Here is a 26,785-nt window from a genome sequence, read left to right as displayed (position 1 = left end):
ACCGGGTGGGGCGGAAGACGGACCGGCGGTGCTGTCTGCGCCGGGTCCCGCGCAGTGAAAGGTCCTCCGCCGGGAGGCCGCAACACGCTGACCTCCCGGCGGCGGACCTGGAACCTGACGGTGCCGCCCGTGTGATCGGGCTGCTCAACGATGGCGCCGCCGGGCGTGTCCTTGTCTGATTACGCCTTCGCCGGTGCCGGGACGGGAACAGAGCCCGCGGCGCGTCCGCGGAACGTCAGCCCCACTCCGAGGCGCGCAAGGTGGTGAGGCCGGACTCGACCAGAGCGGGGACGGCCGCGCCTGCCTTCTCGAAGCCTTCGCCCACCGTCTGGCCCGCCAGGTAACGGGAGTGGATGCCCTCGGCGATCACGGCCAGCTTGAAGTAGCCGAACGCCACGTAGAAGTCGAGCGCGGACAGGTCGAGCCCGGAGGCGGAGGCGTACGCGTCCGCGAGCTCTCGGCGTCCGGGGAAGCCGGGGTTGGCGCTGATGGCGTGCCGGGTGCCCGTCACGTTCTCCGTGATCTCGTCCCAGTACACGAGCATCAGGCCGAGGTCGGTCAGGGGATCGCCCAGGGTGGACATCTCCCAGTCGATGACCGCTGCGATGCCGGCCGGCTCGCCCTGCCCGCCCGGGGCGAAGATGACGTTGTCCAGGCGGTAGTCGCCGTGGACGACGCTTGCGCGCTGCGCGGGCGGCACCGCCAGCTCCAGGCGGCGGACCAGCTCTTCGATCGCGGGCAGTTCGCGGGTCGCCGACAGCGACCACTGGCGGGCCCACCGGGAGACCTGCCGGGCGACAAAGCCCTCCGGGCGGCCGAAGCCCTCCAGCACGCCGGGGTCGGTGGTGTGCAGGGACATCAGGACGTCGACCAGCTCACGGGCGCAGCGGGCGGCCACGTCCGGGGCCAGCTCGCGGGTGTCGTCGGCGCCGCGCAGGACCGGGCCTTCGACCCGCTCCATGACGTAGAAGTCGGCGCCGAGGACGGCGTGGTCCTGGCAGAGGAGGACCGGGGCCGGCACGGGAACGGACGTGCGGTGCAGCGCGTCGATGACCCGGTACTCGCGGGCCATGTCGTGCGCGGTCGGCAGGACATGGCCCACCGGCGGCCGGCGGAGCACCCAGTCGCCGCGGCCGTCGGTGAGGCGGTAGGTGAGGTTGGAGCGGCCGCCCGCGATGAGCGACGCCCGCAGGGGGCCCGCCAGGCCGATGGCCGCGTCCAGGTAGGGGGTCAGCCGGCCGAGGTCGACGCCGACGGTGCCGGCGTGCGCTCGGGTGTCACCGGCCACTGAACTCGGCCTTTCCCACGCCCTTCTCCACGAAGCTCGTCATCCCGATCGACCGGTCCTTCGTCGCGAACAGCCCGGCGAACAGGCCCCGTTCGAGTTCCAGCCCACCGTCGAGAGATGTCTTCAGACCCCGGTCGACCGCCTCCTTGGCCGCGCGCAGCGCCAGCGCGGGGCCGCGGAGGAAGGGGGCAGCGAGCTCCTTCGCCTTCTCCACCACCGCCTCGGGCTCGACCACGTAGTCGACAAGTCCGGACTCCAGCGCCTGCTGCCCGCCGATCATCCGACCGGAGAAGATCAGGTCCTTCGCCCGGGAGGCGCCCACCACCCGGGGCAGGCGCTGCGTGCCGCCCGCGCCGGGGATGACGCCGAGCAGGATCTCCGGGAAGCCCAGCTTGGAGTCGGCCGCGCAGACCCGGAGGTCCGCGGCCAGGGCCAGTTCGAGGCCGCCGCCGAGGGCGTAGCCGTTGACCGCCGCGACGACCGGCATCGGCAGCCGGGCCAGCGCGGTGCACGCGTCACCGAGCGCGCCGGAGTCGCGGACCGCCTTGGCGTAGTCCCAGCCCAGCATCTCCTTGACGTCGCCGCCCGCGGCGAACACCTTCGGGCCGCCCGTGACCACGACGGCCCGCGCCTCCTCGGACCGGCGGACCTCCGCGATGACGTCCATCAGCTCATGGACCAGGTACCGGTCCAGGGCGTTGACGGGTGGCTGGGTGAGGGTGACGGTCGCGAGCCCGCCGGTGATGTCGAGCGCGACCCGGGTGCGGTCACCCATGGTCGTACCAGCCCTTGCCGGTCTTGCGGCCGTGGTCGCCCGCGCCCGCCATCCGGACCGAGAGCTCCGGCGGATAGAACTTCGGGTCGACGGTGTCGGCGAAGATGTTCCGGGAGGCGTTGACGAACACATCGACGCCGGTCAGGTCCATCGTCTCCAGCGGGCCCATCGCGTGGCCGAAGCCCAGCCGGCAGGCGGTGTCGACGTCCTCGGCCGTGGCCACGCCGCTCTCCACCAGCTTCACGGCCTCGACGCTGAGCGCGACGATCAGCCGGGTGGTGACGAAGCCGGCGATGTCGCGGTTGACGACGACGCAGGTCTTGCCGAGGTCCTCGGCGAACGACTTCGCCCTGGCCAGGGTCTCGTCGCTGGTCTTGAAGCCGCGGACGATCTCGCACAGCTTCATCATCGGGACGGGGGAGAAGAAGTGGGTGCCCACCACCTGCTCGGGCCGGCTGGTCACCGAGGCGATCCGGGTGATCGGCAGGGCGCTGGTGTTGGTCGCCAGGACCGCGTCCGCCTTGCAGATCTTGTCGAGCTGGCGGAAGACCTCCTGCTTGGCCTCCAGCTTCTCGAAGATCGCCTCGACCACGACACCGGCGGTCCCGGCCGCGTCCAGGTCGGTGGTCCTGGTGATCCTTGCCAGGGCCGCCGACGCGTCGTCGGCGGAGATCTTCTCCTTCTTCGCGAGGCGCCCGAGCGAGGTCTCGATCTCGCGCAGCCCGCGGTCGAGCTGCTCGTCGCTCACGTCCTGGAGGACGACGTCGTGACCGCCGAGCGCGGCGACCTGGGCTATGCCGGAGCCCATCAGTCCGGCGCCGACGACAGCAAGGTTGGGCACAGGAAATCCCTTCAACGTGGTCAAGGGGGTTCTCGGGAGTGGTCGGTGTCAGCGCGTCTCGCGGGACGCCGCGCGGCGGCGCACGGCGCGCCGGGCGATCGACATCCGGTGCACCTCGGAGGCGCCGTCGTAGACTCGGAACGGGCGCACCTCGCGCAGGTACAGCGACAGCGGTAGGTCGTGGGAGATGCCGAGGGCGCCGTGGATCTGGACGGTCCGGTCGACGACCCGTCCCGCCGCCTCGGCGACGAACGTCTTGGCGATGGATGTCTCGGCGGAGGCGCGCTCGCCCCGGTCGAGCAGCCAGGCCGCATGGGTGATGAGGCTGCGGGACGCGGCCAGATCGATCTCGCTGTCGGCGAGCATCTGCTGGATCATCCCGAGGCCCGTGAGTCTGCTGCCGAACGCCTCCCGTTCGGCGGCACGGTCGAGCGCCATGTCCTGGGAGCGCTCGGCGAGGCCGAGCCAGCGCATGCAGTGGGTGAGCCGGGCGGGGGCCAGGCGGACCTGGGCGTAGGCGAACCCGCGGCCCACCTCGCCGAGCACGGCCTTGGGCGGGACCCGGCATTCGTCGAAGGCCACCTCGCAGTGGCCGCCGACGAAGCCGGTGTCGAGGCTGCCGATGTGCCGGACGACCCGCATCCCGGAGTTGTCGCCGTCGACGAGGAACATCGTGGCGCCCGCCGCCTGGCCCTCGTGCTCGGGAGTGCGCGCCATGCAGATCGTCCAGGCGGCCCCGTCGGCGCCGGTGATGTACCACTTCGTTCCGCTGATGACCCAGGCGTCACCGTCCCACCTGGCCGACGTCCGCAGCATGGAGGGATCCGACCCGGCACCAGGGCTCGGCTCGGTCATCGCGAAGCAGGAGCGGACGGCTCCGCTGACCAGCGGTGCGAGGTACTTCTCCTGCTGCTCCGGCGTCGCCACCTTGTGCATCAGGTGCATGTTGCCCTCGTCGGGCGCCGCGCAGTTGAGGGCGAGCGGGCCGAGGAGGCTGTAGCCGGCCTCGCGCAGGATCACCGACTGGGCAGTGGCGGAGAGGCCCAGGCCGCCGAACCGTTCCGGTCCGGTGGGGGACAGGAGGCCCGCTGCCGCCGCGGCCTTCTGGAGGCCGCGGCGCAGGTCGTCGGTCGGGCCGGTCCCGGACGCGGCCATCTCCAGCTCGGCCGGGACGACCTCGTCGCGGACGAACGCGCGGACGCGCTCGGCCAGCTCCAGGATGGGCTGATCCGGGGTGAGGTCGACGGCCATTACTGCGCCGTCCAGCCGCCGTCGACGATCAGGGAGGAGCCGGTCATGTAGCTGCCCGCGTCGGACGCGAGCAGCAGCAGGGCTCCGACCAGCTCGTCGGCGTCTCCCAGGCGGCGCATCGGGATGCTCGCGAGCGCGGCGGCGTTGGCCGCCTCGTCCGTCTGGATCGCCGCCGTCATGTCGGATTCGACCAGGCCCGCCACAAGGGCGTTCACCCTGATGCCACGGCGGCGTGTCCACTGCATCGCCAGGTCGCGGGTGATGCCGAGCAGGCCCGCCTTGGAGGCGCTGTACGCGGCCTGCGGGGCGTCGGTGGAGACCATGCCGAGCACGGACGAGATGTTGATGACGGAGCCGCCATGGCCGGCGGCGATGCACGCGCGGCCGAAGGACTGCGCCATTTGGTAGGCGCCGGTGAGGTTCACCTGCAGGACGCGGGCGAACGCGTCCGGGTCGTCCTTGTGCGCGGGCGCCACCCGGGCGATCCCGGCGTTGTTGACGAGCACGTGGACGTCGCCGAGTTGCTTGCAGGCCGCCGCGACGAGCGCCTCGCAGTCCGCCGGGTCGGCCACGTCCGTCGGTACGGCGATGCAGCGGCGGCCGAGGGCCTCGACCTTGCCCCTGGTCTCCTCCAGCAGGTCCGTGCGGCGGGCGCCGAGCGCGACATCGGCGCCGGCCTGGGCCAGGGCCAGGGCGAACGTGACGCCCAGGCCCGAGGAGGCGCCGGTCACGATCGCGACCCTGCCCTCCAGGCTGAACCGGTCGAAGACACTCATGACACGCTCACCTTCGCACTGGCCCGCTCCCACTCGGCGTCGAGAATGCCCTTGAGGTACGACAGCCGGTCCTTGCCGGAGACGAAGTCGAACTTCACGGTGCCGAAGGGGTCGATCTTGTTGCGCAGCAGGTCGAGCTGCTCCTGGGTCGGCTCGGCCGTGACCGGCACGTCCGCCGGGACCTCCAGCTCGAAGCCGGTGTTCTCCACGACCGTCGCGACGTCGACGCCGGGGTGCACGCTCTCGATGCGGAACGGCCGGTCGTCCTCGTCCTTGACCAGGACGGCGAGGTTGGTCACCACGACGATCGGACCAGGCTGCAGGCCGGCCTCCTCGCGTGCCTTGGCCCCGACCTTCCAGCGGGTGCCGGTGACGAAGCCGACCTTGTCGACCAGTGTGCGCGAGTTGTGGTTGCCGAAGTAGGCGACCATCTTGCGGTACATCTTGATCACCTCGGCCGCGCCCGCGCCGCCGGGAAGGCGGACCTTGGGCGCGTCGAACGGGCCGATGGTGGAGAGGTTGATCGCACCGTCGCCGTCGAACTGTGCGGATGAGACCGCCTCGACCCCGCCGTGGTTCGCCAGGTGGATCGAGTTGACCTCGGTCAGCATGCCCCAGCGGGCGGCCGCGCCCTTGTACGCCGAGGCCTCGGCGCCGGTGAACGACAGCTGGATGGGTGCCATGCCCACCGCGTCGAAGCCGACCAGGTAGGCGCCCTTGGCGTGGGTGAGCTTGGCCAGCATGTACGAGGCGTAGGCCAGCGGGGTGAAGGACCCCATCACGGTCACGCCCTGCTCGTCGACCTCGGCCGCGACGCGGCAGGTCATCAGCTCGTGAATCTCGTAGTCGGTCATCCGTGGGCTCCTTCGATGACTTCGGCGGCGTCGACGAGCGCGCGCAGGACGGCGTCCCGGTCCTTGAGCACCCGGGTGCGGTAGTCCGCCTCGCTCTCGCCGCGGATCCGGTCGACGTAGTCGGCGAAGGAGGGGCCGGAGGCTGCCGCGGCGTACTCCATGATCTCCCAGGCGTCCATGGCGTAGCGCGGGACGTGCGAGGTGGGGTGGGCGCCGAACGGGGCCTCGATGACCGCCTCGACGTAGAAGCCGGGCAGCTTGGTCATGTGCGAGTTGTCGACGATCACACTGCGGTCGACGACCTCCTCGCAGGTGACGATGACCCGGCGCGCGGCCTTCGCCATCTCCACGTCGGGGCCGGAGGTGTTGTCCCACTGGGCGTTGCCCTCGGCGTCGGCGCGCAGGGCGTGCACGATCGCGACGTCCGGCTGGATGGCGCGCACCGCGGTCAGCTCCTCGCCGGTGAACGGGCACGTCGTGGTCGCGTAGACCTCGGGGTAGCGGGCCGGGATGTCCGAGCCGAACGGGCCGCGGTAGGGCAGGTACGGCACGCCGCGGCCCTGCGCCTCCAGGCCGATCAGCAGGCCCAGACCGGTGTACTCGGTGAACGGCAGCGAGCCGGACTCGATCGCCTTGCGCACGTTGGGGGCCAGCCCGAACGCCTCCAAGGTGACCATGGAGAAGGACAGATGGCCCAGCGTCCCCGCGGCGGCCATCAGGTCCATGTCGGCCGAGCCGACGACGGTGATGGCGTGGATGTCCTTGCGCCCGGCGCGGATCAGCTCGCGGACGGCCGCCATCGGGTGGTTGGCGAACCAGCCGCCGCCGAAGGCCACGGAGTCGCCGTCACGGACGAGGTCTCCCAGGGCCTCAAGGGGCCTGACCTTGTCGGGCATGCTGCTCTCGTTCATGGCTTCCCCACAGCTTCTCGGTAGGACACGGTTCCTCCTCTGCGGAATGCACTCGGCAATCTACCGTTTAACGTCAAATTCGTAAAGCGCTTCGGATGGCCGGGCAGTTCAGTGCTTCAGGCCGCGGAGGCCCTTGCCCTCCATGAACCGGGAGATGCGCGTCCACACCTCGTCCTGACGGAGCATCACCTGGTCGGCGACGGCCTCGATGTCGGCGGCGCGCCGGGGGTCCAGGCGGGGGCCGCAGTCGATGGCGAGCCCCGCGAAGTACGCCGCGGGCCAGGGGAGGTCTTCGATCGCGGCGGCGACGGTCTCCAGTTCCTCGGCGAGCCGGTCGTGCTCCACCAGCCGGCTGACGATGCCGGCGCGCAGCGCCTCCTCGGCGTCCACGATGCGGGAGGTGAGGATCATGTCCTTGGCGAAGGCCTCCCCGGTCGCCCGCGCCAGCCGGCTGGTGCCCCCGACGTCGGGCACGATCCCCATGCGCATCTGCGGCATGGCGAAGACCGCCCGGTCGCTGGCGATACGGATGTCGCAGGCCAGCGCCATCTCCAGACCCGCGCCGATGGCGGGGCCGTTGATCGCGGCGACGCTCGGCTGCGGGACGCGCTCGAAGCGGTCCACGATGTTCGCCCAGCGGCGGATGAAGGACGGGTAGCGGCCCTTCTCGACCTCGAGTGAGGCGCCGATGGCGCCGAAGTCGACCCCCGCGCAGAAGGCGGGGTCTTCACCGGTGAGCGTCACGACGCGGAGGTCGTCGCGGACCTCGACGCCGGCCATGACGTGGTCGAGGTCGTCCCAGGCGGCGAAGGTGAGGGCGTTGCGTTCGGCGGGCCGGTTCAGCGTGATGGCGAGGCGGGTTCCGGAATCTGTGACCTTCAGCGTCTCGAGGTCTGCGTTCGGCATGGTCGCTCCTGGGTCGAGCCCTGCGTGTGCGAGCGGGGGCGGGTGTCGGGCGGTACTCCTCAAGCATTGCTATGTGACGTACAACGTAAGTGAACACGAGTCATGGCTGCGCCTTCGGTGGGTCTGGCATTCTCACCTACGATATGCAATGCTTACGTTCAACGTAAACAAACAACATCGTGGTGGAGTTGCCCGTGGAAGCTGTGACCGACCCGGCCGCCCACGTGGTCGCCGGCAGCGTGCTGCACGCGGGGCGGCTGATCACCCGAATCGAGAACGGGCACGCCGAGGCGCGCGCGGCCCTGCGCGAACTGGCGCCCCACTGCGGGAAGGCGCAGCTCATCGGGGTGACCGGACCGCCCGGCGCCGGCAAGAGCACACTCGTCGCGGCGCTCATCCGCGAGCTGCGCGGCCAGGGGCGGACCGTGGGCGTGATCGCCGTCGACCCGTCCAGCCCGTTCAGCGGCGGCGCGCTGCTCGGTGACCGGGACCGGATGCTCGAGGCGTCCAGCGGGGACCGCGGGGTCTTCATCAGGTCCATCGCCTCCCGGGGCGCCTCCGGCGGGCTCGCCGCCGCCGTGAACGACGCGGTCGACGTCCTGGACGCGATGGGCAAGGACATCGTCATCGTCGAGACCGTCGGCGTCGGCCAGGGCGAGTTCGACATCGCCAAGATCGCGCACACCGTCGTCCTGGTCCTGGTGCCGGGCTACGGCGACTCCCTGCAGGCGATGAAGGCCGGAATCACCGAGATCGCCGACGTCGTCGTGGTCAACAAGGGTGACACACCCGGCGCCGAGCAGACCGCCAAGGAGCTCGCCGCGCAGGGCTTCGAGCGGACCGGACCGCCCGGCACCAAGCCGTGGCAGGTCCCCGTCCTGCGGGCCTCAGCGCTGCGCGACGAGGGTGTCGCCGAGCTGGTGGCGGCCGTGGACGAGCACTACGAGTTCACCGGCTCGACCCAGTGGCGGGCCGCCGGTGAACGCGCCCGCCGCCACGCCCAGTTCGTCGCCTTCGTCGGAGACCGGCTCCGCGAGGAGCTGCTCGCCCCTGCCGGCGCCGCCCTCGACGACGAGCTGCTCGCCGACCCGTACGGAGCGGCCGAACGCTACGTCCAGGCACTCCTCAGCGCCCACCGCCGGATGGCCACCCGGCCTCGCATCGGTACGGAACCAGGATTGGAGAAGTCGTGACATCCCTGCTGAGCGCAAAGTTCGAGGCCGCGAAGGAGGCATGGGCCGCCCGCCGCGCCCGCTACGCCGACAAGCTGCGCCCCGCCAGGACGATCTCCGGCCTGCCCGTGAAGACGGTCTACACCCCCGAGGACGTGGCCGACTCCGACCTCCAGGAGATGCCCGGCGTCTACCCCTTCACCCGCGGCCTGCACCCCGACGGCTACGCGCTGACGCCGTGGATGCAGCAGATGGTCTTCGGCTACGGGACCATCGAGGAGACCCGCCAGAAGATGGAGAAGATGGTCGCCGAAGGGATGGAGGGCTACTTCGGCCACAAGGTCTTCAACACCGTCTACGACGTCCCGTGCATGTACGGCATCGACGCCGACCACCCCGAGGCCGCGGGCAATATCGGCCAGTGCGGTGTGCACATGTCCACCGGTGACGACTACGACGAGCTGGTCCGCGACTGGGACCTGAAATCCACCAACTTCTCCATGATCACCGGCGACAACTGCCTGCCCGCGCTGGCCCTGCTCGCCGCCGCCGTCGAGCGCCGCGGCGAGCCGACCGCGCTGATGCACGGCAACTCCATGAACTGGTACCCGCGCATCGCCGTCCAGGACGTCCCGTCCTGGGAGCCCAAGTGGGGCTACGCCCTGATGATCGACCTGATCAAGTGGGCCAAGGACAACGCGCCCGACTGGAACCCGGTCAACATCTTCATGTACGGCCTGTCCGAGGCAGGCGCGACCCCGGTCCAGGAACTGGCGTACGGCCTGTCCTGGGGCAAGTCGATCATCGATGCCGGACTTGAGGCGGGCCTGGGGCCCGATGACTTCATCGGCCGCCTGTCCTTCCAGATCGGCTGCACGGTGAACGTCTTCGAAGAGGTCGCCAAGTTCCGGGCGCACCGCCGGATGTGGGCCAAGCTCTGCAAGGACGCGGGTGTGAAGAAGCCGTCCAACATGTTCGCGCGCGTGCACGTCCACACCAGCGGCTACGTGCTCACCCAGCAGCAGCTGATGAACAACAACGCCCGCATCACGCTGCAGACCCTGGCCGCGGTCCTCGGCGGCGTCCAGTCGATCCACACCTGCTCGTACGACGAGGCCGTCGGGGTGCCGACCGAGGAGTCGCACCGCACCGCGCTGCGCACCCAGCAGATCCTCATGTGGGAGAGCGGCCTGCGCGACGTCGCCGACCCGCTCGGCGGCTCGTACTTCATCGAAAAGCTCACCGACGAGATGGAGGCCGAGGCCTGGAAGATCTTCGACGAGCTCGAGGCCGCCGGCGGCTTCCGCAGGGGTATCGAGACCGGCGAGATCAAGCGGAACATCGACAACGCCTCGTACGAGATGAAGAAGCTCATCAACAGCGGCGAGCTGCCGGTCGTCGGTGTCAACCGCTACGTCTCGAAGGAGCAGGAGAACTACGAGCCGTTCCGCATCGACGAGTCGATCGAGGAGAAAGCCAAGGCCCGCCTGGACGTCTACCGCGCGAAGCGCGACCAGGCCGCCGTCGACGCCGCCCTCAAGGATGTCCGGGTCGCCTGCCAGGCTCTCAAGGACGGTACGGGTCCGCTGATGCCTGCACTGGTGGAGGCGGCCCGCAAGGGCGTCACGAACGGCGAGATGATGGTGCCGATGCGCGAAGTGTTCGGCTGGTACGTCAGCGAGTGAGCCCGCACGCCGGAGCGAATCGCACATCACACAAGGAGTAGTGGACCGTGTCCGAAGAGCACATCAAGGTCCTGCTGGCCAAGAAGAAGATCGACGTCCACGGGCGCGGTTCGAAGCTGATCGCGCGGGAGCTGCGCGACGCGGGCATGGAGGTCGTCTACTTCCGCTTCGGCGTCCCGGAGGAGATCGCCGAGGCGGCGCTCCAGGAGGACGCCGACGTGGTCGCGGTCAGCATCATGACCAGCGGGCAGATGCAGATCGCCCGCGAACTCATCCCGGCGCTCAAGGAGCGCGGGATGGACCGGGTTCTGGTGATCATGGGCGGCATCATCCCGGAGGTCGACTTCGAGCCGCTGAAGGAGATCGGGGTGCACCGCAGCTTCCCGCCCGGCCTGCCGGGTGGTGTGGTGGCCGAGTACATCCGGGAGAACGTGGGCACGGCCACGCTGGCCTGACCGCGCCACCCGGCCATGAGTGCGGCATGGCCGGTCCGGGGCGGGGCAGGCCGTTGTGCGGCGGCCTGCCCCGAATTCCGCGCAGACACCAGAACGTGACAGCTGACCTCGAGCAGCAGCGAGAGGCGATCACCAGGAGGGCCAGGATGGCTGCGTTGGCGGGAGTGGACGGCAAGGGCGTCGTTGTCACCGGAGGCGGCGGCGGGCTCGGCTCCGCCATGGCCGCCGAACTGTGCCGGCTCGGCGCCCGCGTGGTCGTGAGCGGCCGCACCAAGGAGACGCTGGGCGCCACGGTCGAGGCGATCGACGCCGAGCTCGGCCCGGGCAGGGCTTTCGCGGTCACCGCGGACGTCCGCGACCCCGCATCCGTCGCGGCGATGATCGACGAGGCCACGGAGCTGCTCGGCGCGGTCGACGGCCTGGTGAACAACGCCTCCGGCCTCTTCCCGGTGCAGGCGGAGGATCTGACGCCCAACGGCTTCGACGCCGTCATCAAGATCGTGCTCAACGGGACGTGGCACTGCACCTCCGAGGCGGGCCGCCGCTGGCTCGCGGCCGGACGTGGGGGAGCGGTGGTCAACGTCCTGACCCCGTACGCCTGGATGGGCGCACCCGGCATCGTGCACAACGCGTCCGCCAAGGGCGGCGTCCTCGCCATGACGCGCACACTGGGCGCCGAGTGGTCCGGCCGCGGCGTCCGCGTCAACGCCGTCGCGCCCGGCTGGATGCCGGTGGGTGGCACGGACTTCCTCGCGGGCGACCCCGCGGTGCGGCAGCGCCTGATCGACGCCATACCGGCGGGCCGGCTGCTCAGGGCCGAGGAGACGGCACGCGCGGTGGCGTACCTCCTGTCCGACGACGCGTCCTACGTGGTCGGCGAGGTCCTGACCATCGACGGCGGCCACCACCTGTCCAAGGGCCTGTACGAGTTCACCGACGAGCTGCCCGGGAGGTAGGGGACGTGGCCATGGGCGGATGCTGTGACCCGCAGCGGCCCGGTGCGGCGGCGGGCTCCGGCCGGCGGGTTCCGGCGGTGGAGCGGCCACCCGGGAGGACGGCGGAGACCGTCCCGGGCGAGGGCATGGTGACCGTCCCGGGCGGGACGTTTCTGAGGGGGACGACCGGGACGAGGCGTTCGCGTCCGACGGGGAAGGGCCCGTGCGCGAGGTCGCACTGCGGTCGTTCCGGATCGACGCCACCGCGGTGACCAACGTTCGGTTCGCCGAGTTCATCGCTGACACCGGTCACGTCACCGACGCAGAGCGTTTCGGCTGGTCTTTCGTGTTCGCGGGATTCGTCGCCGCGGAGGCGCGGGGGTACGCCATACCCGGCGAGGTCGCCGGTGCGCCGTGGTGGCTACCGGTGCGCGGGGCCTCCTGGTGCACACCGGATGGCCCGGGATCGACCGTCGGCGGGCGTTGGGACCATCCCGTCGTACACGTTTCCTGGCGAGCCGCAGACGCCTACGCGAGGTGGGTGGGAAAGCGGCTACCGACCGAGGCCGAGTGGGAGTGCGCCGCGCGCGGGGGCCTGGAGCGCGCCCGATTCCCCTGGGGCGGCGAACTGGAGCCCGCCGGCGAGTACCGGTGCAACATCTGGAACGGTGACTTCCCGGACCACAACACTGCGGCGAACGGCTGCACCGGCACGGCTCCCGTCAATGCGTTTCGGGCGAACGGGTTCGGGCTGTACAACACCTCGGGCAACGTCTGGGAATGGTGCGCCGACTGGTGGAGCACCGGCTGGCACGTACCCGCGACCCCCGCCACGCGTACCAATCCGAAAGGCCCGCGGAAGGGCACCGAGCGGGTCATTCGCGGTGGCTCGCACCTGTGCCACCCCTCCTACTGCACCCGGTACCGGGTCTCCGCGCGGACGTCGAGTCCTCCGGACAGCACGACCGGCCATATGGGCTTCCGCTGTGCCGCCGACGCGGCCGACCTGGCCTGATCGCGGGCGGGCGCTTCCCTCCTCATTCCCGTCTTCCGAACGGCCGCACACAGCATTGACGTTCTACGTCAACCGTCCTACGGTGCCCGCTAGTCGCTCACCCCGACGGAAGGGCTGTCGATGACTGGTACAGGTCCATACGTGAGTTTTGAGGGAAAGATCGGTCGGACGTTTGCCGGGTCCGAGCCGTGGCGGCCGCCGAGGCCGCAGGCGCCCAGAGGTGCGCCGAACATCGTGGTAGTTCTCGCCGACGACCTGGGGTACTCCGACCTCGGGTGCTACGGCTCCGAAATCGCGACTCCGAACATCGACGCGATCGCCGGGCAGGGGCTTGCGCTACGCCAACTTCCATGTGACGCCGCTGTGTTCACCGACGCGGGCGGCGCTTTTGACGGGGCGTAACTCTCATGCGGTCGGCGTGGGGATGGTCAGCAATATCGACCCGGGGTTTCCGGGTTACACCTCGGAGTTGCCCGCGAACCAGCCGGTCATGGCCGAGGTCATGCGGGCCAACGGCTACAGCACGCTCATGGTGGGCAAGTGGCACCTGTGCAAGGACTCGGACCTCAATGAGGCGGGTGACAAGACCTCCTGGCCGTTGCAACGGGGGTTCGATCAGTACTACGGCTTCCTCGAGGCCATGACCAATCTCCACCACCCGCACCGGCTGTATGAGGGAAACTCGGTGGTGGACACCGACCGGTATCCGGAGGGCTACTACCTCACCGATGATCTGACGGACCGTGCGACGCGCATGATCCGTGAGGTGAAGTCGGCCAAGCCGGACAAGCCGTTCTTCATCTACTTCGCTCACGGGGCGGTTCACGCGCCGCTGCAGGTCAAGGCGGAGCACATCAGGCGGCAGCGAGGCCGCTACGCCATCGGCTGGGACGAACTGCGCGCACGGCGACTGGCCCCCCAAGTAGAGCTGGGCATCGTTCCGGAGGGCACGCGGCTGCCGCCGCGGAACTTCGAGGAGGGGCTGGATGTCCAGCCGTGGGAGTCGTACTCGCCGCGGGAGCGGGAGCTGTTCGCGCGTTACATGGAGGTCTACGCTGCGATGGTCGAGAGTATCGACCAGAGCGTGGGCCGGCTGAGGGGCCTGCTGGAGGAGATGGGGGAGTGGGAGAACACCATCTTCATCTTCACCAGTGACAACGGCGCTTCCTGTGAGGGCTTCGACAAGGGCTCGACCCAGTACCACCGCAGGCCCTCCGCGATCAGCGTGAGAGCGAGACCACGGAAGCCGACTACCAGACGCTGGACGAGGACCGCGTGGGCGGACCCACCACTTGGCCGCACTACCCGCGCGGCTGGGCGATGGCCTGCAACACCCCGTTCCGGCTCTACAAGATCACCACCTTCAGGGGCGGTCACCAGGTACCGCTGGTCCTGTCCTGGCCCGGAAAGGTCAGCGAGCCGGGCGGCATCGTCGAGCGCCAATACTTCCATGTCACGGACGTGCTATCGACGCTGCTCGACATGATCGGTATCGAGATGCCCGACCAGCGCCAGGGGCTGCCCTCCGAGGCACCGAACGGGGTGAGCTTCGCCGGCACCCTGGACGATCCCCGGACGCCCTCCCGACACACCGTGCAGTACTACGAGTGCAACGGCAACCGTGGTATCTACAAGGACGGCTGGGAGGCGGTGACCTGCAGAGAGTCCCGTGCCCCTTCCGCCTCCCGCCCTGAGCGCGACGACCTCGTTCCCCTGTCGCAGGACAGGTGGCAACTGTTCAACGTGGAGGAGGATCCCACCCAGACCGAGGACCTGGCCGAGCGGCACCCGGAGGTCCTGGAGGAGCTGAAGTCGGCGTGGGAGGAGGCGACCTGGCAGAACCAGGTCCATCCGGTCAACGAGGGCACCGGGCTGAACCATCTGCGCCGCCCACCCGCAGGTGACTCCTACTCGGAACCGGTCGTCATCCTCCCGGTACTCCGACCCTGGAGCGGCACCGCTCCAGCCAACTCATCGCGGCCCGGCCCTCACCATCACCGTCGAGGCCGACTTCGGGCCCGACACGGAGGGCGTCCTGGTCGCGCACGGTGGACAGGAGTCCGGCTACCTCCTCTACGTCCAGGACGGGATGCTGCGCTACGAGCAGAACTGGTTCGGCGAGATGCTGCGCCTGGACCCGATACCGGTCCCCTCCGGCCCGGCGACCGTCACCATCCGGGTGGAGCTGCCCGAGCCGGGCACCTGGCTGGTCGGTCTGGAGATCGACGGCAAGCGCATGGCCCAGGACGCCTTCCCGCAGTTCACCGGCCTGATGCCGTTCGCCGGGATCGACGTTGACATGGACCGCAGGTCCCCCGTGTCCTGGGAGCTGTACACCGACAAGGGCCCCTACCCCTACAGCGGCCGTATCACCAAGGTCACCTACACCCCGGGCATGCGCACCACCGAGGCCCTCGCGGAACTCATCGAGCAGGCCAAGGAACTCGGGCTCGCCCTGGAATGAGCTTCCCGGGCGGGCCGATTCCGGCCCGCCCGATCAACGCCCAAACGGCGATCAATTTCTTGACGCGATCGGTAGGAATCACCATGCGGAGTCGCACGGGCCTGGTGGGAGCGCTGCTGGCGCTGTCCTCACCACAGTGGCCTGCGGTAGCGGAACAAACGGAAAGGACCCCGCCAAGGCGGACGCATCCGGCGCCTATGAGCTCACCTTCGGGTGCGCGCCTGCCGTCTCCGGCCTGCCCCGCTGGATCGGTGAGGAAATCGGGCTGGACAAGGAGCTGGGCCTCAAGATCAGGTGTAGCAGTATCGCTAGCGGCCCAGAGGTGACGGCCGCCCTGGTCTCCGAGGAGATCAGCACCACCCAGTTGGTGCCGGCGAACGTCGTCCCGCTGCTCGACAAGGGGCAAGGCCTGGTCGCCTACGCCGGATTCAACAGGATCGAGCTGTTCCAGCCGTTGGTGCGCTCCGGATACGACCTGCCGCACAAGTCCGAGGGCTGGAAAGGTGTGATGAAGGACCTGGACGGCGCCAAGATCGGGGTGGTGGCGCGCGGAAGGGCGGCCGAGTTCCTCACCAGGGCGCTGTTCGACAGGCCGGCCTGGATGCCGACAAGCAGACCTACATCCCGACGCAGCAGTCCGGCCACCCTGGCCGCCCTGTCCTCGGGCCAGATCGACATGGCCCTGGTCACCGAGCCCACCTCCACCCAGGCGCTCCACGACGGCACCGCGGTGCAGCCCTTCCTCATCGGCGAGGACTCGGGTCCACCGCAGATGAAGTGGGGATCGACGATCCTGGTCTCCAGCCGCGCCTACGCGGAGAAGAACAAGGAGCCGCTGTGCCGGTTCAAGAAGCTGTACAGACAAGGCATCGACTACATCCGCGATCCCGCCAACCGCGACAAGGTCCTCGAAGTGCTGATCCGGGAGACCAAGATGGACGAGGAGGTCGCGGAGAGGGCGCTGGACCGGGCCATTGCGACGTATCCCGAGACCGTCGATGTGGACCCGGAACTGTGGGATCCGGTCTTCGCCTTCTACCTCTTATCTTGCGCAGTGCTCCGCCCTTCAGGGCGGAGGTGGAGCGCATCTCATGACTGCTCTGACCTGCACTGTTACGCGAACGTTCCTTCTGTGATGGGGTGTTGTCGGTGGTCGCCGGTAGTGTGTTGATCATGCAGCTCAGGTATGGGTTCCGCCTGTACCCGAACGGTCCTCAGCGCTCGGCGCTGGCCAGGTCGTTCGGGTGTGCTCGGGTGGTCTTCAACGACGCGCTTCGCGTCCGTGAGGACGCCCGCGCCGCCGGGCTGCCGTTCGTCACCTCCGGCGAGCTGTCCAAGCGGCTGACGGCGTCGAAGAAAACCCCGGAGCGGGCATGGCTCGGCGAGGTGTCCTCGGTGATCCTCCAGCAGTCCCTTCGCGACCTGGACACCGCGTACCGGAACTTCTTCGACAGCCTCAGGGGCAAGCGTCCCAAGATGGGGCCGCCTCGCTTCAAGAGCCGTAAGGACAACCGGCAGGCGATCCGCTTCACCGCGAACGCCGGATGGAAGATCATGCCGGGCGGAAAGCTGCGCCTGCCGAAGATCGGCGATATGCGGGTGAAGTGGTCCCGCACGCTGCCTTCCGTCCCGTCCACGGTGACCGTGATCAAGGACGCGGCCGGCAGGTACTTCGCGTCGTTCGTGGTCGAGACCGAGCCGTCCGAAGTCCTCCCCGAGGTAACACCCGAGGTCGGCATAGACCTGGGCCTCGGGCACTTCGCCGTCCTGAGCGACGGAACCAAGATCGACAGCCCCCGCTTCCTGCGCCGGGCTGAGAAGCGCCTCAAGCGCGCACAGCGGGCCCTGAGTCGGAAGGCGAAGGGCTCCAGCAACCGAGGAAAGGCCCGGCTCAAGGTCGCCCGCGCACACGCGAAGGTGGCCGACGCCCGACGCGAGTTCCACCACCAGCTCTCCACCAAGCTGATCCGCGAGAACCAAGCCATCGCGGTGGAAGACCTGGCGGTCAAAGGACTCGCCCGCACACGCCTGGCCAAGTCCGTCCACGACGCCGGATGGTCCGCCTTCACGGCCATGCTCGAATACAAGGCCGCACGATACGGGCGCACCCTCACCCGTATCGGCCGGTTCGAGCCCACCTCTCAGGTCTGCTCGGCCTGCGGCGTCAAGGACGGCCCCAAGCCCCTCCACATCCGCGTATGGACATGCGGAGCATGCGGGGCCGTCCTCGACCGGGACATCAATGCGGCGGTCAACGTCGCCAAGGCCGCCGGACTGGCGGTGTCAGCCTGTGGAGCGCGGGTAAGACCGGGACCCCTCCCGGCGCCGCGCGGTGAGGCAGGAACCCACCCGAAGCCATGCCAGGCAACGGCGCGGCAGGCGGGAATCGCCCTCCTTTAGGTGGGCGAGGATGTCAACACGAGATCGGTCAGGCGAAGAAGGCATACACCGGCAAGGACTACGCCCTGGACGTGTGCCGATAAGCGCGGACCGGGCCCTGCTGGCGGTCGTCCCAGAACTCCACCACCACCATATGCATCTGATGACCTGGTGCGCCGGTCGCCGCGGCGGCTGGCGCATCGTACGAGGGGAGAACCATGTCAGGTACAGGAAGGCTCACGGGCAAGGTCGCGGTCATCACGGGGGGTGCCTCCGGGCTCGGTCTGGCGACCGTCGAGAGGTTCTCCGAAGAGGGCGCCATCGTAGTGGCCGTCGACCGGGACGCCGAGGTGCTGGGGAAGGCCACCGGGGAGCTCCCGGGAGTCAGTGCCCGTGTCGCCGACGTCTCGTCCGCCGAGGAGATGAAGGAGTTGGCCGAGTCGGTGCTCCGCGAGCATGGCAAGGTGGACGTGGTGTTCGCCAACGCCGGAGTGGAGGGCGTCGGGACGGCGGGTGAGGTCAGCGAGGAGCACTGGCAGCGGGTCATCGGCGTCAATCTCACCGGAGTGTGGCTGACGTCGAAGTTCTTCCTGGCGTCCATGATGGAGACGGGAGGCGGCTCCGTCATCAACACCGCCAGCGTCGGCGGCATGGTCGGGGTGGCCAGGATCTTTCCCTACGCTGCCGCCAAGGGCGGGGTGATCGCCATGACCCGTCAGATGGCCGTCGACTACTCGCCCCACGGGATCCGGGTGAACGCGATCTGCCCGGGCACCGTGGTGACGCCTCTGGTCACCCGCAACTGGGAGCAGAAGGGGGAGGATCCGCAGGAACAGACCGAGCGGCTGGCGGCCAGGCACCTGGTCAGGCGGGCGGGTGAACCCGCGGACGTGGCCTCGGCTGCCCTGTTCCTGGCCGGTGACGACTCCTCCTGGGTGACCGGCACTACGATCACCGTCGACGGGGGGCACACCGCGGTGTGACCGGCCACCGAGCAAGCGCAGGGGCGGGGCTTCCGAGGGAAGCCCCGCCCCTGCCGTGTACGAGCCGGATAGAAGCGGTCGTCAGCTGGCCTCGGCGCGCGGGTGCGGGTACCAGCGGGCCGGGGAGCCCGGCCTGGTGCGGTGGAGGAAGTCGAAGGAGCGGCTGGCGAAACGCCAGCCGGACTCGGTCCTGACCAGGTGGTCGGTGTAGACGCCGGTGAACGCGAAGGCGTTGCCGTCGGCGTCCTCCGCGTTCTCAGTGATGTACCAGGTCGCGGTGGCCGTGTCGCCCGCGACGTCGATGTGCCCGCTGTGGGTGAGCTGGACCAGCCGCGCGAAGTTCTTCAGGAGGCTGTGCAGGACGGCGCTGATCGCCTCGCGCCCGCTCGCCACCGGGACGCCGGGGACGTGCCACTCGCCGTCGTCGGTGAAGAGGTCGGCCAGCTCCTTGGGGGCGCGCCGGTTGACCGCGTCGGTGAAGCGGGCGGTGAGATCGCGGATCTCTATCTGGCTGATGGCGTGGTCGGAGACCATGGTGCGTGCTCCTGGGTGTCGGGCGGGACCGGTGGTCGCGTCGGGTCGGTGTAGGAATCTGTTCCGGGGCTGGTCGGACTGCTCGGGCGTGCTCAGGGGCTGGGGAGCCCGCAGCCGTTGGGGGCCTTGCCGGCGAGGACGTCGTCGAGCGTGTAGTCCGTGGCACGGCCGTATCCCGGGCCGGGGCGGGCGATTTGGAGCAGGGTGCCGAAGGCCTCCCGCGGGTGGAGGAAGACCTCGTGCCAGTCGGGATCGGCCTCCGACGCTCCGTGCACCCGGTAGCCGAGTCCTTCCAGGGAGGCGATGGTCGCGGGCATGTCCGTGACCGTGAACGTGACGTGGTGCTGGCCGCCAAGCGGGTTGCGCCGCAGGAAGCTGTCGAGGAACGTCGAGCCCTCCAGCGGCTCCAGCAGCTCGACCTTGCCACCGCCTCGGAAGGTCAGCTGGAGGCCGCGGTAGCCGACCCTGGCGTTGTCGCCGCCCAGGTAGAACTCGCCACCAAGCGTGTCCCGGTAGAGCGGCAGCAGGTCCCGGATCCTGCGGGCCGCGACGGCGACGTGGTCGAACGCGGCGTCCAGCGGGAGCCCGGGGACGGCCGGGGACGAGTTCGGGTCGGTGTCCGGCGCAATCACAGGCCCCGCCTGCCGAGCTGCTTGGCGATCATGTTGCGCATGATCTGGTTGGTGCCGCCGGCGATCTCGTACAGCTTGGTCTCGCGCCAGTAGCGTTCCATGCCGTACTCCACCATGTAGCTGTAGCCGCCGAGGATCTGCATCCCGCGGGCCGCGCATCGGGTACCGGCCTCGGAGCCGTGCACCTTGGCCATGGAGGCCTCCATGGTGCAGTCCAGGCCCTGGTCGAGCTTCCACGCGGCATGCCAGGTGATCAGCCGGGAGGTCTGCACGTCCATCGCCATGTCGGCGAGCATGTGCGCGACCGCCTGGTGCTCGACGATGGGCTTGCCGAACTGGACGCGCTCCTGGGCGTACTTCAGCGCCATGTCCAGCGCCCCCTGGCCCAGCCCGGTGCCCTCGGCGCCGACGTAGATCCGCTCCGCGTCCATCAGGCCGAAGATGATGGCGCTGCCCCGGCCGAGTTCGCCGACCAGGTTCTCCTTCGGGACCCGGACGTCGTTGAGGAAGACCTCGCAGGTGTGGGTGGCCTGGCCGGCCAGCTTGCGCAGGGGCCGTACCGTCAGGCCCGCGGTGCCCTTGGGGACCAGGAGGACGGACAGGCCACTGGACGCGCTCGCGTCCGGGTCGGTGCGGACGAACGCGAAGATGTAGTCGGCGGTGTCGGCGCCGGTGGTGAACACCTTCTGGCCGTTGACGACGAAGTCGTCGCCGTCGCGCACGGCCCGGGTGGACAGGCGCGTCAGGTCCGATCCGGCCTCCGGCTCCGACAGACCCATGGCGATCCGCACGGTGCCGTCGGCGACCCGGGGGAGGATCTCCTTCCTCTGCTCGTCCGTGCCGTACTGGGCAATGCCCTTGGCGCAGAACGTGGCCGTCGGCAGCCAGGCGTAGGCGAGGGCGGCGCTCGCGCGCGCGACCTCCTCGACGGCGATGCAGATCGAGATCTGGTCGGCGCCGGTGCCGCCGTACTCCTCGCCGAAGCCCATACCGCACAGACCGAGCCCGGCGGCCTTGCGGTACAGCTCCGAGTTGAACTCCTCGTCCCGGTCGAAGCGGGCCACCTCTTCGATGGGGGCCTCCGTCTCGAAGAACTCCCGGAGGGTCGTGCGGAGCTGCTGGTGCTCCGGGCTGATGGTGAAGTCCATGCCGTCTGTCTCCTGGCGTGTCGCGTGGCTGGCGGTGAAGGGCGCGACGGCTCAGCCGCGTGCCGAGTGCTGTGCGCGGAGCTCCTTCTTGAGGATCTTCCCGGTCGCGCTGATGGGCAGTTCGTCGACGAACTCGACCGAGCGCGGCTTCTTGTAGCCGGACAGGCGCTGAGCGGCGAACTCGGTAAGCTCTTCCTCGGTCAGGGCCGACCCGGCGCGGCGGCGGACGACGGCGTGGATCGCCTCGCCCCACCTGACGTGCGGAACGCCGATGACGGCGCACTGCTCGACGTCCGGGTGGTCCTGCAGGACCCGCTCGACCTCGACGCTGAAGACGTTGATGCCCCCGGTGATGATCATGTCCTTGAGGCGGTCGACGATGGTGATGAATCCTTCGCCGTCGATGACGGCGACATCCCCGGTCTTGAACCACTCGCCCTCGCGGCTCTTCGCGGTCTCCTCCTCCATCCGGTAGTAGCCGGGGGATATGGAGTCGCCGCTCATCCATATCTCGCCGGAGGTCGTGCCGTCGTGCGGCACGTCGTTGCCGAGCGGGTCGACGACGCGGAGCTTGATCAGCGCGCATGGCTTGCCGACGGAGGACAGCTGCCGGATCTGCTGCTCGGTGCCCTCCGTGAACTGGTTCTCCGGCCGCAGTATGGCGCCGCACGAATAGCTCTCCGCCATGCCGTACAGGGGATAGATGACCTTGCCGATGATCTGCCGGGCGCGCTCGAGGACGCCGAGGACGTACGCCGATCCGCCGGAAATGATCCCGCGCAGGGAGGAGAGGTCGTACTCCTCGATGCCCGGCTGCGAGACGACCATCTGCACCATCGTCGGCACGATGATCGTGTTGGTGACCCGGTACTCCTGGACCAGCCGGGGGAACTCGATGGGGTCGAACGCGCGCGGGACCACCGTGCGGCCGCCCTTCATCAGTACCGGGTGCAGCCCGGCCGGGCCACCGGGGTTGAAGAACAGGGGAATGCACTGCAGGGCGGTGCCGCGCTCCGGAGTCGGCAGTTCGGCCGCCCAGTTGAGCATCGCTGCGATGGCGTTGCGGTGGGTGAGGATCGCGGCCTTCGGGATGCCCGTGGTGCCGCTGGTCGCGCCGAGCTGGTAGATGTCGTCCTCATCGAGGCCGACCGCGGGCGGCTGTGCGGGTGCGGCCGCGATCAGCTCCTCCAGGTCCAGGTCGAAGCCGTGGTCGCCCCCGAAGCCGATGACGTGCTTGACCGACTGGACGTCGGGTAGCCACGCGTCGGCAGCCTCGGCGAGCTCGGCGTGGACCAGGACAGCGCTCGGCTCGACGTAGGAGAGGTAGGAGGACAACTCGTACGGGGACAGGCGGATATTGGTGGCCGCGCCGATGATTCCGGATTTCGCTGTGGCGAAGAAGAACTCTATGTATTCTCCGCAGTTCGGGGCGAAGACCGAGATTCGATCCCCCTTGGCAAGCCCAAGGCCGATCAGGGCGTTGGCGAACTTGTCGGTGCGGACATCCAGGTCCGCCCATGTCCGGATGACACCTCCGGGTACCACCACTGCTTCGTTGTCGCCGAAGAACTGTGCGTTGCGGCGAACGATGTCGCTGACCAGCATTCCCGCGCTCCTCGCAGTCAGGGGGGACGTCCGCCCCCTGGTACTCCCGCCGCGGCCACTGTAGCGTGATCTAACGATGAACGTAAGATGCTGATATCAACTCTGTGTGAGGCGGCGACATGCGTTACCTCGATCTCGTTCGTGGAGCGGCGGCCCGATGCGGAGGCAGGACGGCTGTGACAGGCCACGGCCGGCGTATCTCCTTCTCCGAGCTGGACGACCGGGTGGGACGGCTGGGTGCGGCTCTCCGGGCACTGGGTCTCGCACCCGGTGACCGGGTGGCGCTGCTGGCCGCCAACGAGCCGGAGTACCTGGAGATCCAGGCCGCCTGCCTGCGCTCCGGCTTCGCCCTCGTCCCCCTGAACGTCCGTCTTACCGAACACGAACTGCGGTTCATCCTCGCCGACTGCTCCCCAGCCCTTTTGGTGGCCGGGCGCAGGGAGGAGAAGCGGGCGGCGTCCCTCGCCGCCGACACCGGCATCCCGCACCTGCTGGGACTGGGCGACCCCGGTGAGCTCCCCTCGTACGACGCCGCCCTGGACGCGGCCGCCCCCGACCCGGGAGCCGACCCGGACGACGCCGGGCTCCCCGCGACGATCCTGTACACCTCGGGCACCACCGGATCCCCCAAGGGAGCCGTCGTGGACCGCCTCGGATTCACCGCACGCGTGATGATCAACGCGGTCGAGCTCGAAGTGCGTCCCGGCGACGTGCACCAGGCCGGCCTGCCGATGTTCCACATCGCCGCGTTCCTCGCGTACGCGCACACCGTCGTCGGCGCCACCGTGGTGATGCTGCCGGAGTTCGAACCGGCCCTCGCCCTGCGCACGATGGAGGAGGAGGGCGTCACGACCACGGGCGTGGTCCCCACGATGGCCGCGATGCTGCTGGACAGCCCCGCCATCGACACGGCCGACCTCTCCGCGCTGCGTCTGATCATCTACGGTGGGTCCTCCATCGAGCCGGGTCCGCTGCGCCGCGCCATGGAACGCTTCGGCTGCGGTTTCCACCAGCAGTACGGTATGACCGAGACCGGCGGGCAGACCATACTCCGGCCCGCGGACCACGACCCGACCGACACCGAACGGCTGGCGTCCGCGGGGACCGAGGCGGTGGGCCTGGAGGTGAGGGTGGTCGACGACGAGGACGTCCCGGTTCCCCCGGGGGAGGTCGGCGAAATCGTCTGCCGCGGGCCGTCGGTGATGGAGCGCTACTGGAACCGCCCCGATGCCACCGCCGAGGCGCTGCGCGGCGGCTGGATGCACACCGGCGACATGGGCTACCGCGACAGCCGCGGTTACCTGCACATCACCGACCGGCGCAATGACATGATCATCACGGGCGGGGAGAACGTATACCCGCGCGAAGTGGAGGCCGCGTTGTCCGGACATCCCGAGCTCGGCGAAGTCGCCGTGGTCGGTCTGCCGGACCCGACCTGGGGCCAGGTGGTCACCGCCGTGGTCGTGGGACCGACACCGGACGACGACGAACTGGCCGGCTGGGCCAGGGAGCGGCTCGCCGGCTACAAGGTGCCGCGACGCTGGGTGCGGGTGGACGTGCTCCCCCGTAATGTCACCGGCAAGGTGCTCAAGCACCAGCTGCGCGCGATGCTGGCGGACGGGTAGCGCGGCCGCCGCAAGCACGTCCGCGCCGCCGCGGACCTGTCGCCACCGCCAGTGCGGGGGCGGCCGGTCCGGGCGGCGCTTGTCCTTGCGCCATGGCGTTGCTGCCAGGGCGGCCCGGTCGCCGGCGATGACCAGCCGCGTTCGTGTGGGGGCCCGCCGGTCGGTGTCCCGGCTCAGTCGCCGCGGAACTCCGGCTTGCGGCGTTCCAGGAAGGCACGGACGCCCTCCGTGAAGTCATGGGTGTCCCACAGCTCGGTCACCCGCTGCTGCTCAAGGTCAAGCTGCTCCTCCAGGCCGAGCAGTGTCGCCCGGTCGACCAGCTCGCGCACCCGCAGCAGCGCCAGCGGCGGCGTTCCGGTCAGGGTTGCCGCGAGTTGCTGGGCGGCCTCGGTTGCCGAGCCCTGTTCGGCGACCGAATCCGCGAGACCGAGGGCGATCGCCTCGTCCGCGGTGACCGGCCGGTTGCGCAGCAGCAGCGAGGCCGCACGCGCGGAGCCGAGCATCCGGGTCAGGAAGTACGAGACCCCGCCGTCCGGGGACGAGCCGATGCCCATGTAGCCGGGGATGAGCCGGGCGCCCTTGCCGAGGACGCGCAGGTCGGCGGTGAGCGCCAGGCCGAGACCGGCCCCCACTGCGGGCCCCTCGACGGCGGCGACGAGCGGGACGGGCAGGTCGCGCAGCCGCTTGATCGAGTCGTGCAGCCCGCTGACCAGCGGCTTGAGCACGGTGTGCGGGTCTGCGGCCAGCGCCTGGTCCACGAGGGACAGATCGGCCCCCGCGCAGAAGGTCGGGCCCCGTCCGGTGAGGACCAGGGCGCGGGCCCCGGACTCGACGAGGGAGGCCGCCGCGTCCCCGAGCGATTCCACCAGCTCGACCGTAAGAGCGTTCATCCGCTTCGGCCGGTTGAGCTCGATCGTGCCCACCTGGTCGGTGAGCGAGGTCTCCAGTGACACAGGTGCTCCTCAGTAGCCGATGGTGCGCAGACCGTGGTCCATGCACATGTAGGGCACGCCCATGCCGAGGCGGGCGAACGTGGCGTCCCTCGTCTGGTCCGGGCCGAACTCGCCGAGCAGTGGGAAGGACGTGCAGATGTACTCGGCGTCGATGAAGACCGAGTAGTACCTGATCCGGTCCTCGTCGATCCGTAGTCCGCTGGCCTTCTCGTAGACCTCGAACATCTCCTCGCGCCGCAGCAGCGCGTCCGCGCCCCGCCACAGTGCCGAGGCCCAGTCCTTCATCGGGTCGCCGAGGTGGGCCTGCTCCCAGTCGGTGAGCGCGACCACCTGGTCGTTGCGATAGATGAAGTTTCCGATGCCGACGTCGCCCCACACCAGCGAGGTGCGCTGCACCTCGGTCGGGACATTGCGCTTCAGCCAGGAGAACAGCGCCTCGACCACCGGCATCGGCTCGGGGCCGGCGGCGCGGTAGGCCTCTTCGTAGTGCGCCAGCTCAAGCAGGGCGCAGTCCTCCGGGCGCTGCGGTACGGCCATGAAGTCGCCCAGCCCGGCCTTCTCCCAGTCGAGCGTGTGGACGGCGGCCAGCTTCTCGGCGAGCCCCGTGCCGATCCGGCGGCGCATCTCCTCGTTGCCCGGCTTGAACAGCCGCCCGGCGGACGCCGAGCCGGCGACCGTGCGGCGCACGTAGAACGGGGCGCGGCCGATCAGAGCCTCGTCGGTCTCGTACCACAGCGCCTCGGCGACCGGGACCTGCGTCGGGGTGAGCGCGGCGAACGTGCGGTACTCCCGCTCCAGGCTGACCGGCACGACCGACCCCTCCGGATGGTCCACGCGGATGGTCAGCGCGTCGGAGAACGGCTGCCCGTCGCGCGCGCCGGTGACGTCGGCGAACCAGGTCTCCCGGGACATCCCGCCGACGTTGCGCTTCAGCGAGGTGACGTCGAGTGAGTCCGCTCCCAGCCGGTCCCGGAGGTACGCGCCGACCAGGGCGCTGTCGAGTCCGCCCGCGGCAGGCGCCTCGGCGCTCATGACGCCACCGGGCCGAAGGCCATGAACAGCGGGGCGGCCATCGGCTTGGTGCGGTCGACCTGGCGCCGTACGAGCCGGTGCACCTCGTCCCTCATCTCCCGCACGTCGGCGTTCTCACCGTGCGCGTCGGTCTCGTCGAGCCAGTGCATCACCGCGACGACGCTGCTGCGCAGCCGCTCGTTCCGCGCGGTCGCGTCACCGAGGTCATGGCCTCCCGCGCCGTCGGCGGAGGCCGGCAGCAACTCGGCGAGCTCCGCCCAGCGGAGCCCGGGGGTCCCGTCGGATCGGGCGCCCAGGGCGGCGGCCCGGCTCCCGATCCCGGCGAGGACGACGGACATGTCGGCGCTGTCCTCGTCCAGGGCGTCCAGCTCGCCGGCGAGGCGGAGCCGGAGGTGCTGGATGACGAGGTCCATCGCCGTGCCGACGTAGCGTGCCCAGCGGTCCTCGACCTTGGGGAGGATGGTGTCGTTCAAGGACAGGCGGAGGCTGGCCAGCAGCTCATCCGGGGACGGTCGCATAGGGATGCCTTCGGATCGATGCGGACAGTTCTTAAAACTTAACGTAAA

Annotated in this window: 26 protein-coding genes and 1 pseudogene; 12 read left to right on the top strand and 15 right to left on the bottom strand. The window is 69.7% G+C overall.

The genetic code is table 11. The annotated features are described in order from the left end of the window. Positions 1-235: 235 nt before the first annotated feature. From ACFV7R_RS35470 to ACFV7R_RS35435, 8 genes are all read right to left on the bottom strand, one after another. On the bottom strand, positions 236-1,288 hold the full coding sequence (locus ACFV7R_RS35470) for a phosphotransferase family protein (protein WP_385271106.1): 1,053 nt from the start codon (positions 1,286-1,288) through the stop codon (positions 236-238). Further along, the gene (locus ACFV7R_RS35465; protein WP_385271103.1) at positions 1,278-2,063 is read right to left on the bottom strand and encodes an enoyl-CoA hydratase/isomerase family protein; all 786 of its coding nucleotides are present in this window, start codon (positions 2,061-2,063) and stop codon (positions 1,278-1,280) included. Before ACFV7R_RS35465 ends, ACFV7R_RS35470 begins: the two co-directional genes overlap by 11 nt. Continuing rightward, positions 2,056-2,904: a 3-hydroxyacyl-CoA dehydrogenase family protein gene (locus ACFV7R_RS35460; protein WP_385271100.1), complete on the bottom strand. Its 849-nt coding sequence runs from the start codon at positions 2,902-2,904 to the stop codon at positions 2,056-2,058. The genes ACFV7R_RS35465 and ACFV7R_RS35460 overlap by 8 nt, the downstream gene beginning before the upstream one ends. Positions 2,905-2,952: 48 nt before the next feature. Continuing rightward, entirely contained in the window at positions 2,953-4,155 is a 1,203-nt protein-coding gene (locus ACFV7R_RS35455; RefSeq protein ID WP_385271097.1) for an acyl-CoA dehydrogenase family protein, read from the bottom strand. Continuing rightward, positions 4,155-4,931 (bottom strand): SDR family NAD(P)-dependent oxidoreductase, encoded by a 777-nt coding sequence (locus ACFV7R_RS35450; protein WP_385271094.1) that lies wholly within the window; start codon positions 4,929-4,931, stop codon positions 4,155-4,157. The genes ACFV7R_RS35455 and ACFV7R_RS35450 overlap by 1 nt, the downstream gene beginning before the upstream one ends. Next, positions 4,928-5,785: a CoA-transferase gene (locus ACFV7R_RS35445; protein WP_385271091.1), complete on the bottom strand. Its 858-nt coding sequence runs from the start codon at positions 5,783-5,785 to the stop codon at positions 4,928-4,930. The genes ACFV7R_RS35450 and ACFV7R_RS35445 overlap by 4 nt, the downstream gene beginning before the upstream one ends. Then, on the bottom strand, positions 5,782-6,696 hold the full coding sequence (locus ACFV7R_RS35440) for a CoA transferase subunit A (protein WP_385271088.1): 915 nt from the start codon (positions 6,694-6,696) through the stop codon (positions 5,782-5,784). Before ACFV7R_RS35440 ends, ACFV7R_RS35445 begins: the two co-directional genes overlap by 4 nt. Positions 6,697-6,804: 108 nt before the next feature. Continuing rightward, the gene (locus ACFV7R_RS35435) at positions 6,805-7,602 is read right to left on the bottom strand and encodes an enoyl-CoA hydratase/isomerase family protein (protein WP_385271085.1); all 798 of its coding nucleotides are present in this window, start codon (positions 7,600-7,602) and stop codon (positions 6,805-6,807) included. Positions 7,603-7,796: 194 nt separating this feature from the next. Between ACFV7R_RS35435 and meaB the strand changes: the two genes are divergently transcribed. The 11 genes and pseudogenes from meaB to ACFV7R_RS35380 all read left to right on the top strand — a co-directional run bounded on the left by meaB (position 7,797) and on the right by ACFV7R_RS35380 (position 18,690). Next, positions 7,797-8,795 (top strand): methylmalonyl Co-A mutase-associated GTPase MeaB, encoded by a 999-nt coding sequence (gene meaB / locus ACFV7R_RS35430; RefSeq protein ID WP_385271082.1) that lies wholly within the window; start codon positions 7,797-7,799, stop codon positions 8,793-8,795. Beyond that, positions 8,792-10,459, top strand: a complete 1,668-nt coding sequence (locus ACFV7R_RS35425; RefSeq protein ID WP_385271079.1) for an acyl-CoA mutase large subunit family protein — start codon at positions 8,792-8,794, stop codon at positions 10,457-10,459. The genes meaB and ACFV7R_RS35425 overlap by 4 nt, the downstream gene beginning before the upstream one ends. Before the next feature lie 47 nt (positions 10,460-10,506). Beyond that, positions 10,507-10,914 carry a cobalamin B12-binding domain-containing protein gene (locus ACFV7R_RS35420; protein WP_385271076.1) on the top strand — a complete coding sequence of 136 codons (408 nt, stop codon included), beginning with the start codon at positions 10,507-10,509 and terminating at the stop codon, positions 10,912-10,914. Positions 10,915-11,060: 146 nt separating this feature from the next. Further along, on the top strand, positions 11,061-11,870 hold the full coding sequence (locus ACFV7R_RS35415) for an SDR family oxidoreductase (protein ID WP_385271073.1): 810 nt from the start codon (positions 11,061-11,063) through the stop codon (positions 11,868-11,870). A gap of 11 nt (positions 11,871-11,881) precedes the next feature. After that, positions 11,882-12,864: pseudogene (locus ACFV7R_RS35410) on the top strand (formylglycine-generating enzyme family protein). Positions 12,865-12,984: 120 nt separating this feature from the next. Further along, a complete protein-coding gene (locus tag ACFV7R_RS35405; RefSeq protein WP_385271070.1) occupies positions 12,985-13,266 on the top strand; it encodes a sulfatase-like hydrolase/transferase in 282 nt (93 codons plus the stop codon). Beyond that, a complete protein-coding gene (locus tag ACFV7R_RS35400) occupies positions 13,196-14,350 on the top strand; it encodes a sulfatase-like hydrolase/transferase (RefSeq protein WP_385271067.1) in 1,155 nt (384 codons plus the stop codon). Before ACFV7R_RS35405 ends, ACFV7R_RS35400 begins: the two co-directional genes overlap by 71 nt. A gap of 414 nt (positions 14,351-14,764) precedes the next feature. After that, entirely contained in the window at positions 14,765-15,328 is a 564-nt protein-coding gene (locus ACFV7R_RS35395) for a hypothetical protein (RefSeq protein WP_385271064.1), read from the top strand. 136 nt (positions 15,329-15,464) lie between these two features. Continuing rightward, a complete protein-coding gene (locus tag ACFV7R_RS35390; RefSeq protein WP_385271061.1) occupies positions 15,465-16,499 on the top strand; it encodes an ABC transporter substrate-binding protein in 1,035 nt (344 codons plus the stop codon). 2 nt (positions 16,500-16,501) lie between these two features. Beyond that, positions 16,502-17,728 (top strand): RNA-guided endonuclease InsQ/TnpB family protein, encoded by a 1,227-nt coding sequence (locus tag ACFV7R_RS35385; protein WP_385271058.1) that lies wholly within the window; start codon positions 16,502-16,504, stop codon positions 17,726-17,728. 197 nt (positions 17,729-17,925) lie between these two features. Continuing rightward, positions 17,926-18,690, top strand: coding sequence for an SDR family NAD(P)-dependent oxidoreductase (locus ACFV7R_RS35380; RefSeq protein WP_385271055.1), 765 nt, complete (start codon positions 17,926-17,928; stop codon positions 18,688-18,690). Between the two features lie 81 nt (positions 18,691-18,771). Here the strand turns inward: ACFV7R_RS35380 and ACFV7R_RS35375 are convergent, their stop codons facing one another. The 4 genes from ACFV7R_RS35375 to ACFV7R_RS35360 form a co-directional block, all read right to left on the bottom strand. Further along, positions 18,772-19,224: a nuclear transport factor 2 family protein gene (locus ACFV7R_RS35375; protein WP_385271052.1), complete on the bottom strand. Its 453-nt coding sequence runs from the start codon at positions 19,222-19,224 to the stop codon at positions 18,772-18,774. A gap of 92 nt (positions 19,225-19,316) precedes the next feature. Beyond that, entirely contained in the window at positions 19,317-19,856 is a 540-nt protein-coding gene (locus ACFV7R_RS35370; protein WP_385271049.1) for a VOC family protein, read from the bottom strand. Then, positions 19,853-21,004, bottom strand: coding sequence for an acyl-CoA dehydrogenase family protein (locus ACFV7R_RS35365; protein WP_385271046.1), 1,152 nt, complete (start codon positions 21,002-21,004; stop codon positions 19,853-19,855). The genes ACFV7R_RS35370 and ACFV7R_RS35365 overlap by 4 nt, the downstream gene beginning before the upstream one ends. A 51-nt stretch (positions 21,005-21,055) precedes the next feature. Continuing rightward, a complete protein-coding gene (locus ACFV7R_RS35360) occupies positions 21,056-22,609 on the bottom strand; it encodes a class I adenylate-forming enzyme family protein (RefSeq protein WP_385271044.1) in 1,554 nt (517 codons plus the stop codon). A gap of 119 nt (positions 22,610-22,728) precedes the next feature. Here ACFV7R_RS35360 and ACFV7R_RS35355 point away from each other — a divergent pair, with 119 nt between their 5' ends. Then, positions 22,729-24,234 carry a class I adenylate-forming enzyme family protein gene (locus tag ACFV7R_RS35355; protein ID WP_385271041.1) on the top strand — a complete coding sequence of 502 codons (1,506 nt, stop codon included), beginning with the start codon at positions 22,729-22,731 and terminating at the stop codon, positions 24,232-24,234. A 173-nt stretch (positions 24,235-24,407) separates the two neighbouring features. Here the strand turns inward: ACFV7R_RS35355 and ACFV7R_RS35350 are convergent, their stop codons facing one another. Genes ACFV7R_RS35350 through ACFV7R_RS35340 form a run of 3 tightly spaced genes read right to left on the bottom strand, consistent with a single transcriptional unit; the run spans position 24,408 to position 26,692 of the window. Next, positions 24,408-25,187 (bottom strand): enoyl-CoA hydratase/isomerase family protein, encoded by a 780-nt coding sequence (locus tag ACFV7R_RS35350; protein ID WP_385271038.1) that lies wholly within the window; start codon positions 25,185-25,187, stop codon positions 24,408-24,410. A 9-nt stretch (positions 25,188-25,196) separates the two neighbouring features. Next, a complete protein-coding gene (locus tag ACFV7R_RS35345; RefSeq protein ID WP_385271035.1) occupies positions 25,197-26,219 on the bottom strand; it encodes a phosphotransferase family protein in 1,023 nt (340 codons plus the stop codon). Next, entirely contained in the window at positions 26,216-26,692 is a 477-nt protein-coding gene (locus ACFV7R_RS35340; protein ID WP_385271032.1) for a hypothetical protein, read from the bottom strand. The genes ACFV7R_RS35345 and ACFV7R_RS35340 overlap by 4 nt, the downstream gene beginning before the upstream one ends. Between the last annotated feature and the right edge of the window lie 93 nt (positions 26,693-26,785).

The sequence above is a fragment of the Streptomyces sp. NPDC059866 genome (assembly GCF_042731325.1).
Taxonomy (GTDB): Bacteria; Actinomycetota; Actinomycetes; order Streptomycetales; family Streptomycetaceae; genus Streptomyces; species Streptomyces flavusporus.
The sequence above is the reverse complement of the archived record's forward strand: the minus strand, read 5'-3'. Positions and strand labels throughout refer to the sequence as shown.